The 16,803-nt window shown below is 68.7% G+C and carries 16 protein-coding genes; 4 read left to right on the top strand and 12 right to left on the bottom strand.

Translation table 11 applies throughout. The annotated features are described in order from the left end of the window. Positions 1–19 precede the first annotated feature (19 nt). The 6 genes from HV798_RS12655 to HV798_RS12680 are packed head-to-tail and all read right to left on the bottom strand — an operon-like array spanning position 20 to position 7,582. Complete coding sequence (locus HV798_RS12655; protein WP_175192801.1) at positions 20–1,993, bottom strand: CocE/NonD family hydrolase; 1,974 nt, start codon at positions 1,991–1,993, stop codon at positions 20–22. Beyond that, positions 1,990–3,618 carry an ABC transporter substrate-binding protein gene (locus HV798_RS12660; protein ID WP_425486140.1) on the bottom strand — a complete coding sequence of 543 codons (1,629 nt, stop codon included), beginning with the start codon at positions 3,616–3,618 and terminating at the stop codon, positions 1,990–1,992. The genes HV798_RS12655 and HV798_RS12660 overlap by 4 nt, the downstream gene beginning before the upstream one ends. Continuing rightward, positions 3,615–4,715, bottom strand: a complete 1,101-nt coding sequence (locus HV798_RS12665; RefSeq protein ID WP_246288746.1) for an ABC transporter ATP-binding protein — start codon at positions 4,713–4,715, stop codon at positions 3,615–3,617. Before HV798_RS12665 ends, HV798_RS12660 begins: the two co-directional genes overlap by 4 nt. After that, the gene (locus HV798_RS12670; RefSeq protein WP_175192800.1) at positions 4,712–5,692 is read right to left on the bottom strand and encodes an ABC transporter ATP-binding protein; all 981 of its coding nucleotides are present in this window, start codon (positions 5,690–5,692) and stop codon (positions 4,712–4,714) included. The genes HV798_RS12665 and HV798_RS12670 overlap by 4 nt, the downstream gene beginning before the upstream one ends. A 10-nt stretch (positions 5,693–5,702) precedes the next feature. Then, entirely contained in the window at positions 5,703–6,611 is a 909-nt protein-coding gene (locus tag HV798_RS12675; protein ID WP_025137779.1) for an ABC transporter permease, read from the bottom strand. Further along, a complete protein-coding gene (locus tag HV798_RS12680; protein ID WP_175192799.1) occupies positions 6,608–7,582 on the bottom strand; it encodes an ABC transporter permease in 975 nt (324 codons plus the stop codon). The genes HV798_RS12675 and HV798_RS12680 overlap by 4 nt, the downstream gene beginning before the upstream one ends. Before the next feature lie 259 nt (positions 7,583–7,841). On the opposite strand from HV798_RS12680, the gene HV798_RS12685 reads away from it, so the two are divergent. Beyond that, positions 7,842–8,798: a LysR family transcriptional regulator gene (locus tag HV798_RS12685; RefSeq protein WP_175192881.1), complete on the top strand. Its 957-nt coding sequence runs from the start codon at positions 7,842–7,844 to the stop codon at positions 8,796–8,798. On the opposite strand, the gene HV798_RS12690 is transcribed toward HV798_RS12685, so the two are convergent. Next, entirely contained in the window at positions 8,782–9,480 is a 699-nt protein-coding gene (locus HV798_RS12690; RefSeq protein WP_175192798.1) for an SDR family NAD(P)-dependent oxidoreductase, read from the bottom strand. The genes HV798_RS12685 and HV798_RS12690 overlap by 17 nt on opposite strands. 162 nt (positions 9,481–9,642) lie before the next feature. Between HV798_RS12690 and HV798_RS12695 the strand changes: the two genes are divergently transcribed. After that, positions 9,643–10,068, top strand: a complete 426-nt coding sequence (locus HV798_RS12695; RefSeq protein ID WP_025137775.1) for an organic hydroperoxide resistance protein — start codon at positions 9,643–9,645, stop codon at positions 10,066–10,068. Between the two features lie 8 nt (positions 10,069–10,076). On the opposite strand, the gene HV798_RS12700 is transcribed toward HV798_RS12695, so the two are convergent. The 3 genes from HV798_RS12700 to HV798_RS12710 form a co-directional block, all read right to left on the bottom strand. Continuing rightward, positions 10,077–11,396, bottom strand: coding sequence for an ATP-binding protein (locus tag HV798_RS12700; RefSeq protein ID WP_175192797.1), 1,320 nt, complete (start codon positions 11,394–11,396; stop codon positions 10,077–10,079). After that, positions 11,397–12,134, bottom strand: coding sequence for a response regulator (locus HV798_RS12705; protein WP_175192796.1), 738 nt, complete (start codon positions 12,132–12,134; stop codon positions 11,397–11,399). 61 nt (positions 12,135–12,195) lie between these two features. Beyond that, on the bottom strand, positions 12,196–12,378 hold the full coding sequence (locus tag HV798_RS12710; RefSeq protein ID WP_175192795.1) for a hypothetical protein: 183 nt from the start codon (positions 12,376–12,378) through the stop codon (positions 12,196–12,198). A 177-nt stretch (positions 12,379–12,555) separates the two neighbouring features. Between HV798_RS12710 and HV798_RS12715 the strand changes: the two genes are divergently transcribed. Together HV798_RS12715 and HV798_RS12720 are read left to right on the top strand one after the other, a co-directional pair. Beyond that, entirely contained in the window at positions 12,556–13,248 is a 693-nt protein-coding gene (locus tag HV798_RS12715; RefSeq protein WP_175192880.1) for a cytochrome c biogenesis CcdA family protein, read from the top strand. Between the two features lie 76 nt (positions 13,249–13,324). Next, positions 13,325–13,864: a thioredoxin family protein gene (locus HV798_RS12720; RefSeq protein WP_175192794.1), complete on the top strand. Its 540-nt coding sequence runs from the start codon at positions 13,325–13,327 to the stop codon at positions 13,862–13,864. An 85-nt stretch (positions 13,865–13,949) separates the two neighbouring features. Here the strand turns inward: HV798_RS12720 and HV798_RS12725 are convergent, their stop codons facing one another. Next, complete coding sequence (locus HV798_RS12725; RefSeq protein ID WP_175192793.1) at positions 13,950–15,212, bottom strand: arsenic transporter; 1,263 nt, start codon at positions 15,210–15,212, stop codon at positions 13,950–13,952. Positions 15,213–15,325: 113 nt separating this feature from the next. Next, complete coding sequence (locus tag HV798_RS12730; protein ID WP_175192792.1) at positions 15,326–16,693, bottom strand: trypsin-like peptidase domain-containing protein; 1,368 nt, start codon at positions 16,691–16,693, stop codon at positions 15,326–15,328. Between the last annotated feature and the right edge of the window lie 110 nt (positions 16,694–16,803).

Here is a 16,803-nt window from a genome sequence, read left to right on the forward strand (position 1 = left end):
CCGCAGGCGGTGCGCCGGGCTAGCCCGGGGCGGCGGATGCGGGCAACGGTGTCAGGTCTTGGGGCGACGCCACGCAGAGCGTGACGCGGGACGGATACGCGGCCGATGCATGCACGGTGTTCAGGGCAATTCGCTTTTCGCGGGCATCGGCGGCGGACTCGCCGCTGTTGGGATTGACGTCGTATTTCGGGAAGTTGCTGCTGGAGATATCCAGCCGGATGCGGTGGCCTCGTTTGAACAGATTGCAGGTGGCAAAGGGTTCGATCATGATTTCGTAAACCTTGCCCGGGGTCAACGCATTGGCCTGATTCCAGGACTGATGGAAGCGGCAACGGAAGATGCCGTCGGTCAGGTTCAAGGCATAGCCCTGCGGGTAGTCGGCACTGGGCGGATAGACGTCCACCAGCTTGGCGGTGAAGTCGGTGTCGGGGCAGTCGGACGAGATGTGCAGTGTGACCGTGACCGGACCGATGACGGCCAGGTCTTCGTCCAGCGGCGCGGTCTGGAACACCACCACGTCGTCGCGCGATGCCAGCGGCAGGCCGGGCTGGCGCACGCCGAAAAAGCGCGGGTCTTCGCGCTGGTCGAAGCCGCCGCCTTCGAACACCGGCTGGCCGGACGTGAGCGCGCCGCCCAGCGTGGGCACCGGATTGCGCGGGTCGTACTGATACGTGATGCGGGCATCCGGGACGGTAGGCGGCTGCGTGTCCAGGCGGCCATCGGCGTGCAGGTGGAATGCGGTGGGGCGGGCTTCGCGCAGCGGCCAGGCGTCGGCCTGGATCCATACGCCGCCGTGGTCGAAGCGGTCCGCGGCATTGCGTGTACCGCTGCCCCCGCCCATGAGGAAAAGGCGTGCGACCGGGTCGTGTGCCGGGGGTGAGGACGTCGGGTCTTGCGATGCCTCGCCTTGCTGCGTCATGCCCGCCTGCGCCTGGTCCGCGGGCGCATCCTGCAGCCAACGCTGGAACCACGCCAGCCGGAATGCCAGCCAGTCGGACGCAAGGTTGCCGTCGAAGGTCGCGCGGGGGCCGAAGTCGGCATCGCCGCTGTGCACGGTATTGCGGTCGCCGTGCAGCCAGGGCCCCATGATCAGCCGCACGGGCGATTGCCGGCCCTGGGTCAACCCCTCGTAGTTTTCCATGGTGGTGCGCACATAGGCGTCATACCAGCTGGACATCAGCGCCACGGGGATGTCGGGAATCGCGTCGTAGTAGCCCTGGGCATAGATGCCCAGCTGGCGCCAGGAATCGTCGAAGGTGTCGGCGCGCCACTGCTCGAACAGATAGTCTTCGTATTCGGGCACGCTGGCCAGCGGCGAATGGCCGGGGCGCCACGGCATGCGGGTGAACCACTGGCGGATGTCTTCGGCTTCCAGCGCGGCCAGCACCAGCGGGTCTTGTTGGGCCGCCGGGCTGAGCTTGGCCTGCTTGTAGGCCCAGGTGGCTTGCTTCAGTTCGAAGGCGCCAGACTGGCGGATGCCGCACTGGTAGCCGTTGGAAAAGCCGCCCGAATCCAGCACCATGCAGGCCAGCCCCGGCGGGTTCAGGCAGGCCAGCGCCATCTGGGTGTGCGCGGCATACGACAGGCCCATGGTGCCGATGCGGCCATTGCACCACGGCTGCTGCATGATCCAGGCCAGCGTGTCGAAGCCGTCCGGCCCTTCGGACAGGTACTTGGTGAAGTGGCCTTCGGAACCATACCGGCCGCGGCAGTCCTGGAACACCACGGCAAAGCCATGCGCCACGAGGTGTCGGGCCACTTCCGGGCGCGGCACGCCCAGCTTGCCGCCGATCTGTTCGGACCGCGACACCTCGGTCTTGCCGTAGGGCGTGCGTTCCAGGATGACGGGCAGCGGCGCATCGACGCCGGGGCGGTAACCCGCGGGCAGGTGCACGTCGGTGGCAAGGTGGATGCCGTCGCGCATGCGTACCCGCTGGTCTGCCAATACGTGGGCAGCGGCGGGGGCGGGGATAGAAGCGTCGGGAGCAGTCATTTGGCTTCCTGGATGTAGAGCATTGAAGTGCGTTCGAGTTTGTTGGCGCGCAGCACCGTGCCGTCGCGGGCGGCCCAGAAGGCCACGGGGAAATACAGGGGCACGATGCCGACGTCGTTGAATCCCGCTTCGGCGGCCTGGCGCAGCAGCGCGTTGCGGGCGTCGGGGTCGAATTCCACGGCGGCCTGCGCCAGCAGGCGGTCAAGTTCGGGGTTGGAATAGCGCGCGCGATTGAAGGCGCCCGTGCCGGCGGCCTTGTCGTAGGTGGCCATCACGTTGGTCAGGCCGCCGGCTGAATCGCCGGTGCTGTTGCCGTACGAAAAGATGAAGGCGCTGTACTGCTGCTTGCCGCTGGCGCCGGCATAGACGTTGTAGGGCTGCGTCACCACGCCGTTGATGCGCAGGCCGGCGCGCGCCATCATCTGCGCCAGCGCCTGGGCCAGGTCGCTGTCGCCGGCAAAGCGGTCGTTGGAGGAATGCAGCGTCAGGCCGAAGCCGTGAGGGTAGCCGGCCTGGGCCAGCAGGGCGCGCGCACCGTCCAGGTCGTAGGCGGGCGCGGGCAGGTTGGGGCTGTAGCCGCCCAGCCCCTCGGGCACCATCTGGCCGGCCGGCACGCCGGCGCCGCTCAAGAGGCGCTCGGTGATGGGGCCGCGCATGAACATCCTGGATATCGCCTGACGCACGCGTACGTCTTTCAGGGGATTGACGCTCAGGGGCTTGCCCTGCGCGTCGGTGATGAACGGACTGATGTCGCGGGCCGAGTCCAGCGCCAGGTAGATCAGGCGGGCCGACGGCGAGCTGTAGAGCGTGTAGCCGGGCTTGCCTTTGATGTTGCGCGCGTCGGTCGGCGGCACGCTGTCGATCAGGTCCACCGAGCCGGACAGCAGCGCCGAGATGCGCGCGGCGTCGTTGGCGATGTAGCGAATGACGACGCGGTCGAAATCGGGGCGGCGGCCCCAGTAGTGGTCGTTGCGTTCAAGCTCCAGGCTGTCGCCGGGCTGCCAGCGCTTGAATTTGTAGGGGCCGGTGCCGATGGCGGCCACGCCGGAATTGAAGTCTTCCGACCGCTTGCCCTCGGCGGCATGGCGCGACACGATGTAGACCTGACCGATCTGTTCCATGAAGTCGGGCGTGGGTTCCTTGGTGCGGATGCGCAGCGTCAGCGGATCAATCACCTGCACGTCGGCGATGGACCGCACCGCCCCGCTGAAGGGCGCCGGGCTGTTGGGCACCTTGGGCGCCCGGGCCAGCGAGAACACCACGTCGTCGGCCGTGAACGGCGTGCCGTCATGAAAGCGCACGCCAGGGCGCAAGCGGATTTCCCAGGTATCGGGGGCCACGACGCGCCAGGACAGCGCCAGGCTGGGCTGGCTCTGCATGTTTTCGTCGGTGGACATCAGGCGTTCGAAGATGTTTTCGGCGGCCGCCTGGTTGTTGCCGGTGCGCGAGAACAGCGGGTCCATCGACGACGGCTCGCTGGAATGGCCGATGGTCAGCAGCGGCCGGGCGGCGGCCGGGGCGGGCAGCAACGCCGCCAGCGCCAGGGACAAGGTGAGCGTTGCGGCCAGCGCCAACGCGGGCAGGCCTCGCCGCGCGCCGTGCATCGAGAATGAAGAGACAGTCATGACGCGCGGGTTCCTCGTTGTGCGGCGGGGACGTCCGCGGGCGTGTTCGGCGGGGCAGGCAACGGGCTAACCCCGGGCGCGTTCGGCGAGGTGGGCATCGGGGTGTCCAACAAGTGGCAGGCCGCCTGATGCCCGTCGGCCGTGGCTTGCAGCGCGGGCGCTTCGGTCTTGCAACGCGCCATCGCCTGCGGGCAGCGCGGATGGAAGTGGCAGCCGGACGGCGGATGCAGCGGCGACGGGATCTCGCCCTGAATGGCATGGAAGCGCCGCTTGCGGTTCGACAGGCGCGGCACTTCGTCCAGCAGCGCCTGGGTGTACGGATGGCGCGGCGCGCGGAAGACCTCGGCCGTGGGGCCGGATTCCACCACGCGGCCCAGGTACATGATGACGGTGCGGTCGCTGATGCGCCGCACCACGCCCAGGTCGTGGCTGATGAACAGATAGGTCAGGCCCAGGTCCTGGCGCAGGTCCATGAAGAGGTTCAGGATCTGCGCCTGGATCGACACGTCCAGCGCCGCGATCGATTCGTCGCAGATCAGGAATTGGGGCTTCACGGCCAGGGCGCGGCCGATGCCCACGCGCTGGCGCTGGCCGCCCGAGAACTGGTGCGGGAAGCGGTTGCGGTAGTCCGGGTCCAGCCCCACGCGGCGCATCACCTGCACCACGTAGTCGTCGTAGTCGCGGCGCGCGATGATGCCGTTGGCCAAGGGCGCTTCGCCGATGATGTCGCGCACCCGCTTGCGCGGATTGAGCGAGGACATCGGGTCCTGGAAGATCATCTGCGTGGCCATGCGCTGTGCATGCGCGGCCTGGCCGGTCAGCGTGGACAGTTCGCCGGCCGGCGTCTGGATGGTGCCGGACGTGGCGGGCAGAATGCCGGCCAGCACACGGCCCAGCGTGGACTTGCCACAGCCGGATTCGCCCACCAGCCCCACGACTTCGCCCTGGCGGATGGTCAGGTCGATCCTGTCCACCGCGTGCACGGTCTGCGTGCCGACCTTGGCGCCCAGCAGGCCGGCCAGGCGTTCGGCGTAGTCGGGCCGCTTGACGAACAGGCGCGACACCTGGTTGGCCTGCATCAGGATCGGCGGGTTCACGAGAAGGCTCCTGTCTGGGGATGAAAGCAGCGGTGGCTGCGGCTGCCGGCGGCGTCGATGGGCGGCTGTTCGCTGCGGCAGCGCTCGGATGCATGGCCGCAGCGCGGGCTGAAGGCGCAGCCGGCGGGCAGGGCCAGCGGCGACGGCGCCATGCCGGGAATCTGATACAGGCGGTCGCCCGTGTGTTCGTTGCTGGGCACCGAACCGATCAGGCCGATGGTGTACGGGTGGCGGGGGCGATCCAGGATGTCGTCGGTGGGGCCGGATTCGACGACCCGCCCGGCATACATCACGCAGACGCGGTCGGCCAGCCCGGCCACCACGGCCAGGTCGTGGCTGACCCAGACCATGGCGGTGCCCGTTTCGGCGCACAGCTTCTGCATTTCGGCCAGGATCTGCGCCTGGATGGTGACGTCCAGCGCGGTGGTGGGTTCGTCGGCGATGATCAGGTCGGGCTTGTGCAGCATGGCAATCGCAATGGCCACGCGCTGGCGCATGCCGCCGGACAACTGGTGCGGATAGGCCTTCAGCCGTTCGTCGGGCGACGGGATGCCCACGGCCGCCAGCGTGTCGCGGGCGCGGGCCCAGGCCGCCTTGCGGCTGCAGCGTTCGTGCGTCTGCACCGTTTCGACCATCTGGGTCTCGATGCGGAACACCGGGTTCAGCGTCATCATCGGGTCCTGGAATACCATGGCGATGCGGTTGCCGCGCAGCTGCCGCAGTTCTTCGCGCGACAGCGTCGCCAGGTCGGTGCCCTTGAACAGGATCTGGCCGCCGTCGATGCGCCCCGGCGGGTCGATCAGGCCCAGGATGGAAAAGCCGGTGATGGACTTGCCCGAACCGGACTCGCCGACCAGGCCCAGGATTTCGCCGGGATGCACGTCGAAGCTGACGTCGTCCACCGCCCGCACCAGGCCGGCGCGGGTATGGAACCAGGTGCGCAGGTTGCGCACGGAAAGAGTGGGGGTGCTTGTCATGGGACGAGTCCTATTTCTGCAGGCGCGGGTTGAGCGCCTCGCGGACCCGGTCGCCCACGATGTTCATGGTGAAGACCACCGTCAGCAGCAGCACGCCGGGAAATACGCTGATCCAGTACAGGCCGGCCAGCATCTGCTGGTAGCCGTTGGCGATCAGCAGGCCCAGCGACGGCTCGGTGACCGGCAGGCCGATGCCCAGGAAACTGAGCGTGGCCTCGGCGGCGATGGCGTTGGCGGTCTGGATCATCGCGATGACGATGACGGGCGGAATGCAGTTGGGCAGCAGCTGGCTGAACAGCGCGCGGCGGTGGCTCAGGCCCAGGCACAGGGCGGCCTCCATGTATTCCTTGCGCCGCTCGACCACGGCGGTGGCGCGCACGGCGCGGGCGAAGTAGGCCCACTGCACCACCACCAGCGCCAGGATCACCTTGTCCACCCCCTGGCCCAATATGGCCAGCATCATCAGCGCCACGAGAATGGTGGGAAAGCCCAGCATCAGGTCCACCAGCCGCATGATCAGCGCGTCGATGCGGCCGCCGAAGTACGCGGCCACCAGCCCCAGCACCGTGCCCACGGCCATGGCGAACAGGCCGCTCAGCACGCCCACGCTGAGGCTGGTGCGCAGGCCATACATCATGGCCGACAGCATGTCGCGGCCCTGGGCATCGGTGCCGGCCCAGTAGACATCGCCATAGATGCCGTGGCTGCCCGGCGGCATGCGGCCGTCCAGAATGGTGATGGCGGCCAGGTCATAGGGGTTCTGCGGCGCGATCCATGGCGCCAGCAGCGCGGCCAGCACCAGCAGCAGGAACACGACCGCGGCGATCGTGGCGGGGCGGCTGTCCAGCACGCCGTGCAGCGCCTGGCCCAGCGTGGTGTCGCGGCTGGGCAGCCAGGTCTTGGAAACGGAGGCGGTCATTGCGAGGCTCCCACGCGGACACGGGGATCCAGGATGGAATAAAGGATGTCGACGAGCAGGTTGAGCACGATGAACATCGTGACGACGATCAGCAGGTAGGCGACCACCACCGGGCGGTCCAGCTTCATGATGCTGTCGATGATGAGCTTGCCCACGCCGGGCCACGCGAAGATGGTTTCGGTGACGGTGGCAAAGGCAATCAGCGAACCGAATTCCATGCCTACCACGGTGACGATGGGAATCAGGATGTTCTTGAGCACGTGCATGCCGATCACGCGGGATTCGCGCAGGCCCTTGGCACGCGCGAATTTCACGTAGTCCAGCGGCATGGTTTCGCGCACGCCGCTGCGGGTCAGGCGCACGATCAGCGCGATCTTGAACAGCGCCAGGTTCAGCGCCGGCAGGATCAGGTGGCGGATGCCGTCCCAGGAGGCCAGGCTGGTGCGCATGCCCAGGAATTCGCCGGTGGGGCCGCGCCCGGTGGAAGGCAGCCAGCCCAGCGTGACCGAGAAGATCAGCACCAGCATGATGCCCTGCCAGAAGTTGGGCAGGCTGAAGCCCAGGATCGATCCGGTCATGATGCCGCGGTCCAGCGCCGAATCGGGCTTCAGGCCCGCCACCAGCCCCAGGGGCAGGCCGATGGCCAGCGCCAGCAGCAGCGCCACGCAGGCCAGTTCCAGCGTGGCCGGCAGGCGTTGCAGGATCAGCTGGATGGCGGGCTGGTTGAAGACGAACGAGTTGCCCAGGTCGCCATGCAGCGCGTTGGCGACGAACTTCAGGTACTGCTGGTACAGCGGCAGGTCCAGTCCCAGCGACTGCACGGCCTGCGCGATTTCGGCGGGCGTGGCGTCGGCGGGCACCAGGATTTCAATGGGGTCGCCGATGGCGTAGACGCCGGCGAACACGATCAGCGACGTGATGGCCAGGATCACCACGCTTTGGCACAACCGGCGGATGATGAAGGCGGTCATGATGTGCCGTGGCGACAGGAATCGGGGAAGGGGGCGGCGCGCATCGGGGGCTCCTTGCCGGAAAAATCGGCGATATCGCGTATTGATTACGGATTCATGAATGGCGAGAATCCTTGATGGGCGGAATGTTCGATCCATCCCGCCGCGCTGGCAACCGTATGCCAAGCCGGCATGCGGCTATGTGATTTACGAGAAATTTGGTGTTAACCCTAGGCCGCGCGCACTGCGGGCGGCCGCAATGCGGACCGTGCACGACAGGATGAACTTCAAGCAGCTAGAGGCATTTCTGGCCTTCATGACCACGGGCTCGACGATCGAGGCGGCCCAGCGGCTGGGCGCGTCCCAGCCCGCCGTCAGCCGTCTTCTGAGCCAGTTCGAAGCCGACCTGGGGCTGCCGCTGTTCGTGCGGCGCAAGGGGCGCCTGCATCCCACTGCCGAAGCCGATTCGTTGCTGCCCGATGTGCAGAACATGATCTCGGATGCCGAGTCGCTGCACCGCCATGTCAACCAGCTGCGGCTGGGCGGGCAGCGGCGCACGCTGATCCGGGTGCAGCTGCCCAGCACGGTGGCGCAGTCGGTCATGCCATCGGTGGCCGACGCGTTTCTGGCCGATCATCCCGACGTGGCGCTGGAAGTGCTGGTGGGCACCTATGAAGCCAGCGAGGTCGCGGTGCTGGGCCGCGAGGCCGACCTGGCGCTGGTGCGTTCGCCGCCCGTCAATTCGGGCCTGTCGATGATCTTGCGGCTGGCCACCGAAGCCGTCTGCGTGATGCCGCCGGGCCACGCGTTGCAGGCGCTGGACGAAGTCACCTCGGCCGACCTGATCGGCGTCGACCTGGTGCTGCTGGGCCGCCAGCGTTCGCTGCGCCAGCAGATCGACCAGGCCTTTCGCGCCGGGCGCATGATGCCGCAGATCAAGGCCGAGGTGCACTCGGTGGAAATGGCCTGCCGGCTGGCCGCGCAGGGCGTGGGGGTGTCGATCGTGAACGGCCTGTTTGCCGGCCTGTGCCTGGACATGGGCATCGAGCGCCGGCCGTTTCGCCCGCGCATCGATTACTACGTGGGCATGGCCACACTGGCCGGGCAGCCGCCGCATGCGCTGGTGCCGGAATTGGCCGCGCGCATTCTTGCTGCCATGACGCAGCGCGCCGGGCCCGGCGCGTTCTCGGTGGTGCCGCCCGAACCGGGCGACGGGCCGCTTACGGCATCAGCCTGAGCAGCGCGGCAATCAACGCCCAGCGCCGCGTGACATAGACGCGCCGCTTGCGCAGCCGGATGGCGTGGGCGATCTGTTTGGCGGCCTTTTCAGGTGACGCCACCCAGAACAGGCCGCTGCCTTGCGCCATGGCGGTAGCCACGAACCCGGGGCGCACATCGGTCACCGCGATCGGCAGCTTCAAGTGCCTGACCTTCTGCCGCAGCCCATCCAGGTAGTTCGACACGAACGCCTTGGAGGCGTTGTAGGCCGGCGCGGCACCGCTGCCGCGCAGCGCCGCCACCGACGAAATGCCCACCAGGTGCCCCTTGCGATGCAGGATGAAATGCCGCAGCGCGACGTTGGCCATGGCCGCGAAGCCGTGCACGTTGATGCCGATGGTGTCTGATTCTTTGTCCCAGTCCAGGTCCGTGTTCAGAAAGCCCACGCCCGCGCTGATGATGCACAGGTCCAGGCCTTCCATGCGGGTGATCAGGTCGCGCAGCGCGGCCATGGCGTCGGCGTCGCGGGCCACGTCCAGCACCTGGGTGTGCACAGTCGTGCCCGGCAGTTCCGCGCGCAGGCTGTCCAGCAGTTCGCCGCGGCGGCCCGTGAGGCCCAGGGCGTAGCCTTCGTTGGCCAGTTGTTTGGCCAGGGCGCGGCCGATGCCGGAGGTGGCGCCGATGATGATCGCTCGTTTCATGCGTGGGGTCGGTGGGACGGCAATAGGGGAAACGCCGATACAGTACGACGCAAACTCCGCGGGGTGCGGACACATGCAGGATACAGCGGCTTGTTGGAATGCAGGCTCTCAGTTGGCACGACGCCGTGCCTTTCCCCCCGCATGTCCCACAAGGAGCCCCTCATGGCCAAACCGCTGGAAACCGTTCTGTACACCGCCCGCACCCACACCACCGGCGGGCGCGATGGCGCCGGCCGCACCGACGACGGCGCGCTGACGCTGCCGCTCAGCCCGCCGGGCTCGGGCCGCCCCGGCACCAACCCCGAGCAATTGTTCGGCATCGGCTATTCGGCCTGCTTCATCGGCGCGATGCAATTGGCCGGCGCCAAGCTGGGCATCCCCGTGCCGCGCGAGGTGGCGGTGGATGCCGAAGTGTCGCTGGGCAAGACCGATGGCGGCGCGACCTACGCGCTGGGCGTCAACCTGCACATCTCGCTGCCGGGCCTGCCTGCGGAGCAGCAGCGCCAGCTGGTGGAAACGGCGCATCAGACCTGCCCGTATTCGGGCGCCATCCGCGGCAATATCGACGTGGAATTCTCGATCGCCTGATCGAAGGCTCAAGCCGACGGTTTGAGCCGTATTTCCGCTTCCAGCCCGCCGCCCTCGCGGTTCCTCAAGCGCAGTTCGCCATCCAGGATGGCCACCAGCTGCTGCGCGATGGCCAGGCCCAGGCCGGTGCCGCCGCTGTCGCGATTGCGCGAGCCTTCCAGCCGGTAAAACGGCTGCAGCACCGCCTGCAATTGATCATCGGGAATGCCGGGGCCGCGGTCCAGCACGCGGATCGACACGCCGCCGCCTTCGGCCGGACCCATGACCACCTCGGCCGCGCCGCCGAATTTCAGGGCGTTGTCGATCAGGTTGCCCAGCACCCGGCGCAAGGCGCGCGGCCGCGTCTGCCAGGGCGCGGGGCAGTGGCCTTGCAGCGTGACCGGCTTGCCGATGTCGGCGTAGTCGCACACCAGGCTGTCCAGGAAGGCATCCAGGTCGATGCGCACGGCCGGTTCGGTGGCGGCGCCTGCGCTGCGGGCATAGGCCAGGCCGTCGCGCACCAGCTGTTCGACTTCCTGCAGATCGTGCGTGAGCTTGTCGCGGTCGATCGAATCGTCCATGAACTCGGACCGCAGCTTCATGCGGGTGATCGGCGTTTGCAGGTCGTGCGAGATGGCGCCCAGGATCTGCATGCGTTCGGCCAGGTGGGCGGCGATGCGGTCCTGCATGGCGTTGAACGCGGCGGACGCCTGTGCCACTTCGGCCGGCCCGTCTTCGGCCAGGCGCGGGCTCTGGCGGTCGGGGCTCATGGCGTCGGCCGCGCCGGCCAGGTGGGTCAGCGGGCGTATCGCCAGGCGCACGGCCAGCCACGCGCACAGGATCAGCAGCGCCAGTTGCGCCGCCAGCACCACCGGCAGCCATACCGCCAGCGGCATGATGGCCATGTGGATGTCCAGCGTGACCGGCTGCCCGTCGGCCAGCAGGGCGCGTACCTGGATGTGCTTGGGATCGTCGCCCACGGTGCCGAACGTCAGCGGGTAGGCGCCGTTCAGCGCCGTTTGGATCGAATCGCGCACGCCTTCGGCGGCCGGCGTCTGCAAGGGTCGGTCGAAATCGCCGGGACCCAGCAGGTACTGGCGGTTGCTGCCGGCCAGGCGCGGCAGCCAGTCGGCGCGCTCGGCGGCGGGCAGGCGGTTCAGGATGGCCAGCGCCACCACCACGTCGCGCTCCAGGTTGTCCAGCATGACGCTCTTGGCGGACTGGTAGCGTTCGTAGAACAGCAGCGAGAACGACAGCGCGTGGGCCAGCACCAGGCCCACCAGGAAAATCAGGAACAGCCGGCTGGCCAGGGTGCGAGGCCAGCGGCGCAGCGCCGGGACCCAGGCCATCTACGGCGCCTCGGACACATCGACCTGCGCGGCGAACACATAGCCTTCGCTGCGCACGGTCTTGATGTACAGGGGTTCGCGCGCGTCTTCGCGCAGGCGCTGGCGCAGCCGGCTGACCAGCAGGTCGATCGAGCGGCCGAAGAAGTCGGCGTCGCGCCCTTGCGTCAGGTTCAGCAGCTGGTCGCGGTTGAGCACGCGCTGCGGGTGGTCCAGGAACACGCGCAGCAGCCGGTATTCGGCGCCGCTGAGCGACACGATGGTGCCTTCGGCGTCGAGCAGGTGGCGCGCGGTGGTGTCCAGCGTCCAGGTGCCGAAGCGGACTTCGCGGCCGGGTTCGGTGACCTGGAAATTGGGCGGCAGCATGCGGGTGCGGCGCAGGATGGCCTTGATGCGCGCCAGCAGTTCGCGCGCCACGAAGGGCTTGACCAGGTAGTCGTCGGCGCCCATTTCCAGGCCAAGCACGCGGTCCATGTCTTCGTCGCGCGAGGTCAGCAGCAGGATGGGGGTGCGGCGGTGTTTGCCGGCGCGCAGCTCGCGGCACAGCACCAGGCCGTCGTCGCCGGGCATCATGATGTCCAGCACGATCAGGTCGACGGTCAGGCTTTCGAGCAGCGAGCGCATCTGGCGGCCGTCGGCGGCCAGGGTGACGTTCAGGCCGTTCTTCTTGAGGAAATTGCCGGCCAGTTCGCGGATCTCGCGGTCGTCGTCGACGATCAGGATGTGGTCTATGGGGTCCATGGCTTACCCGTGCGGATGAAACGGAAGGGCCGTCTGACGGCCTTTCGACAGTGGGCTCATTCTACTCATCGGGTTGCTCGCGGCGGCGGGCCTGGCTGTTGTGGATCAGCTGGCAGGGGCCGGGCTGCACGGCTTCGGCGCCCAGGCCGCCGGCCAGCAATGCCAGCACGGCGAACAGGCGGCGCAGGCGCTTGCCGGCGGGCGGCTTTTTCGTGGAATCCAGGGGGAGGGGGGCGGCGGTCATGGGGCGGCTCCAGCAGTGGTGTCCGGCACGTTATAGCGCCGCCCGCGGGGCGAAGTGTGTCGTAGTGTATGCAGGCCGGGGGGCGATACAAAACCGGTGAAAAAAGCCCGCTTGCCGGCACAGGACGGATACGCGGGGCGCGTCCAATGCGGTCATCGACATCGAACGGACCGCGGCATCATGACCCTGATCAACACCCCTCTTGCGCTGGGCGCCGGCATGCTGACAGTGGCCTCGCCCTGCGTGCTGCCGCTGTTGCCCATTCTGCTGGGCAGCGCCGTCGAACGGTCGGGCCGGTGGCGGCCCCTGTGCATCGTGCTGGGTTTCGTGCTGGCGTTTTCGGGGCTGGGCATTGCGCTCAGCCTGCTGACCCATGCCGTCGAATCGGCCCAGGAAGCGGTGCGTTCGGTGTCGGTGGCGCTGCTGGCGCTGTTCGGCCTGGCGCGCATCTGGCCGCAACCCTATGACTGGTTGGCGGCGCGGCTGGCGGGGCCGTTGCAGGGCGTGATCGGCCTGGGCGGCAAGGGCGGTGACGGCAATGCCGGTGGCTTCTTGCTGGGCATGTCGCTGGGCGCCGTGTGGACGCCCTGCGCCGGTCCGGTGCTGGCGTCGATCCTGGTGCTGGCGGCGCGTGCCGAAGACCTGGGGCAGTCCAGCCTGTTGCTGCTGGCCTATGGGCTGGGCGCGGGCATTCCCATGCTGGCGATCGCCTACGGCGGCAGCTTTGCCGCCGGGCGCGTGCGCGCCATCGCCCGCCATGCCGTGCGCTTGCAGCGTGCCTTCGGCGTGCTGCTGGTGGCCTCGGCCGCCGCCATCTATTTCCAGTATGACGTGCTGGCCTATGCCTGGATCAGCCGTCTGTTTTCCTGACCCGACCGGGTCTTCGCTTCCCCCACCGAGTCCTCGCGTTCCCCGGGGTGCTCACGACCCTGCAAGGAGAGTCACCATGATGTCCATACGCCTGCCCGCCCGCCGGGCCCTCGTTTCCGTCAAGCTGGCGCTGGCCGGCCTGCTGATCGGCTCGGCCGCCCAGGCCGCAGCCCCGGCGTCGGCCCCCGCGCCGGAATTCACCGGCATCCAGACCTGGCTGAACAGCGAACCGCTGACGCAGGCGGGCCTGCGCGGCAAGGTGGTGCTGGTCGACTTCTGGACGTACACCTGCATCAACTGCATCAACACCCTGCCGTACGTGAAGCAGTGGCACCAGAAGTACAAGGACCAGGGCCTGGTGGTGGTGGGCGTGCACACGCCGGAATTTCCGTTCGAGCGCAGCACCAAGAACGTGGCGGACGCCATCAAGCGCTTCGGCATCGAATACCCGGTGGCGCAGGATAACCAGTACAAGACCTGGGACGCCTACCGCAACCAGTACTGGCCGGCGTTCTACCTGGTCGACAAGCAGGGCAACGTCGTCTATCGCCATTTCGGCGAGGGGCGCTATGCCGAGACCGAGGCCGAGATCCAGCGTTTGCTGGCGCAACCGTAAGCGGCGCCATGGCGGCGGCTGGGCGGCGGGGGGGCGCCAAGGCAACCGCTGCCTTGGCTATCCGGGTCAGCCCGGCGCGATGCCGCTAGCCGCCCGCCAGCGCCAGGGCCAGCAAGGCGCCCAGCAGCGCGGGTGGCATCACCAGCGCGCCCAGCTTCAGGAAGGCGAGGCCGCTGACGTGCTGGCCTTCGCGCCGCACGGCGATCAGCCACAGCAGCGTGGCCAGCGAGCCGGTGATGGACAGGTTGGGCCCCAGGTCCACGCCGATCAGCAGCGCGCCGGTGGTCTGCGCGGGCAGGTGGGCGATCTGGCCGACCGAGCCGGCGATCAGGCCCGCGGGCAGGTTGTTGATCAGGTTGCTGGCCAGTGCGGACACGATGCCGGCGCCCCACAGCGACTGCCCGGCGGACTGGCTGGCCAGTTGCACCAGCGCGCGCGATAGCGCGTCGATCGCGCCGCTTTCGGCCAAGCCTTCGACCAGCACGAACAGGCCCGCCACCATCGGTAGCACGCCCCAGGCCACGTGGCGCAGCACCGGCATCGGGCTGATGCGCTGGCGCAGGTGGATGCCCGCCGCGGTGGCCAGGCCGGCGATGAAGGTGGGCAGGCCCAGATCGGCATTGAAGGCGGACGCCAGCATCAGCACCACGGCGGTCAAGAGGATGCCCAGGCCCGTCAGGCGAGCCCCGGCGCCCAGCGGCTGCGCGGCGATGTCGGCCCGCAGCGGCTGGCGCAACGCCTCGCGCTGGGTAAAGCGCAGCACCAGGTAGGTCAGGGCGATGGCAGCCACCGACGGCAGGGTGAACTGCCGCAGCCAGTCGAGCAGCGGCGGCATCTGGCTGCCGTACACCACCAGGTTGGCGGGGTTGGAAATCGGCAGCACGAAGCTGGCGGCGTTGGCAATGAAGGCGCAGATGAACAGGTAGGGCAGTGGGCGTGCGCCGGCCGCCTTGGCCGCGGCGTATACGGCGGGGGTCAGCACCACGGCGGTGGCGTCGTTGGACAGGAACACGGTGACCAGGATGCCCACCAGGAACACCAGGTCGAACAGCCGCCGCGCCGAGCCGCGGGCGTGGCGCGCGGCCACCATGGCCAGCCAGTCGAACAGCCCCTGCTGGCGGGCCAGTTCGGCCAGCACCATCATGCCGATCAGGAACAGGTAGACGTCCAGCCCCTTGCCGACCGCGCCCAGCGCCGCCTGCCAGGGAATCAGGCCGGTCGCCGTGACCAGCAGGGCCGCGCCGCCCGCCCAGACGTACTCGGGCAGGTTGCCGGGGCGCAGCAGGATGCCGACGATCGCCAGGGCGGAAATGGCCCAGAGGGCAAGGGTGGCGTCGGAAAAGGGCATCGGAACGGCAACGGCAGGACGGGGAAGCCCGGATTATCGCCCGCCCGGGCGTTCAAGCGTGAGCCTGCCGACCGGCAGCCAGGCGGCCCGTTGCCGCCGTACGACGGTCGGCGCTAGTTGATCTGCAAGGTATACATGGCCTGGCCGCGCACCAGCGTCAGCAGCAGGGGCTGCCCCGGTGCCGCGCCCGCCAGCAGCCCGCGCAGGTCGGCCAGCCGGCTGACCGGGCGCTGGTTGACACCGATGATGACGTCGCCGCGCTGCATCCGCGCGGCGACCGGGCCGCGGTCGGGGTAGGTGGCGCTGACGGCCACGCCGTCGTTGCCCTTCAAGCGCTGCTCGCGGCCGATCTCGGTGAATTCCACGCCGTTCAGCCGTGCATCCAGCGAGCCGCCGTGCAGCCGTTCGTTCTTTTCCGGCTCGATGCGCAGCACGGCTTCGGTGCGCTGGCCGGCGCGCAGCAGCGTCAGCCGCACCTGCTTGCCCACCGGCAGCAGTCCTTCGGCATTGCGCAACTGGGCGCTGGTGCCGATGGACTTGCCATCCACCGCCAGGATCTGGTCGCGCGCCTGCACGCCGGCCTGCTGCGCGGGCGAGCCGTCCGCCACGCGCGCCACCGCCACGCCCGTCGTGCCCGGCGCCAGGCCCAGTTGGCGGGCGTTGCGCGGCGTGACATCCACCGTATCCAGCCCCAGCCCGCCACGCTGCACCTGGCCATGTTGCAGCAACTGGCGCATGACTTCGCCGGCGAGGTTGGACGGAATGGCGAAGCCGATGCCGACGTTGCCGCCGGACGGCGTGTAGATCATGGTGTTGATGCCGACCAGTTCACCGTTCAGGTTGACCAGCGCGCCGCCCGAGTTGCCGGGGTTGATGGATGCGTCGGTCTGGATGAAGTTCTGGTAGCCGGCCGCGCGCAGGCTGGAGCGTTCCAGCGCCGACACGATGCCCGACGAGGCCGACTGGCCCAGGCCGTAGGGGTCGCCGATGGCGACCACGAAGTCGCCCACCCGCAGGTCGCTGGAATCCGACAGGGTCAGCGCCTGCAGCTTGTCGGGCGGAATGCGCAGCACGGCCAGGTCGGTGTCAGGGTCGCTGCCGACCACCGTGGCGGTGAAGCTGCGGCCGTCCTGCAACGAGACGCGAATGGACGTGGCGCCGCGCACCACGTGGTGATTGGTCAGGATGTTGCCCTGGGTGGCATCCACAATGACGCCCGAGCCGATGCTCTGGCGGCCGGCCCCGGCAGCCTGGCCGAGGCCGGCCGCCTGGCGGCTGTCGCCCTGGGCGGAAATGTTGACGACGGCGGGGGTGACGCGTTCCAGCATCGGCGCCAGTGACGGCAGCGGCTGGCCGTCCACGGCCATGGGCAGGGCGGCCCAGGCCGGCAAGGTGGCGGCGAGTGCGGCGGCCAGCGCCAGGTGTCGGCAAGCGCGGACGGCCTGCCGTGTGATGCCGCAGGCGGACGAAAGCAAAGTCATGGAACCGGCAGGCAGCGCCTGTGTGGGGATCAGCGCGCCAGTATCGCCGCGCGCCGAGTCGCCCATATGACCGATAAAGCCCGCTTCGTGGCCGGTATCGCTGCCTTCCG

Origin of the sequence: Achromobacter deleyi (assembly GCF_902859705.1) — a bacterium.
Taxonomy (GTDB): domain Bacteria; phylum Pseudomonadota; class Gammaproteobacteria; order Burkholderiales; family Burkholderiaceae_B; genus Achromobacter; species Achromobacter deleyi.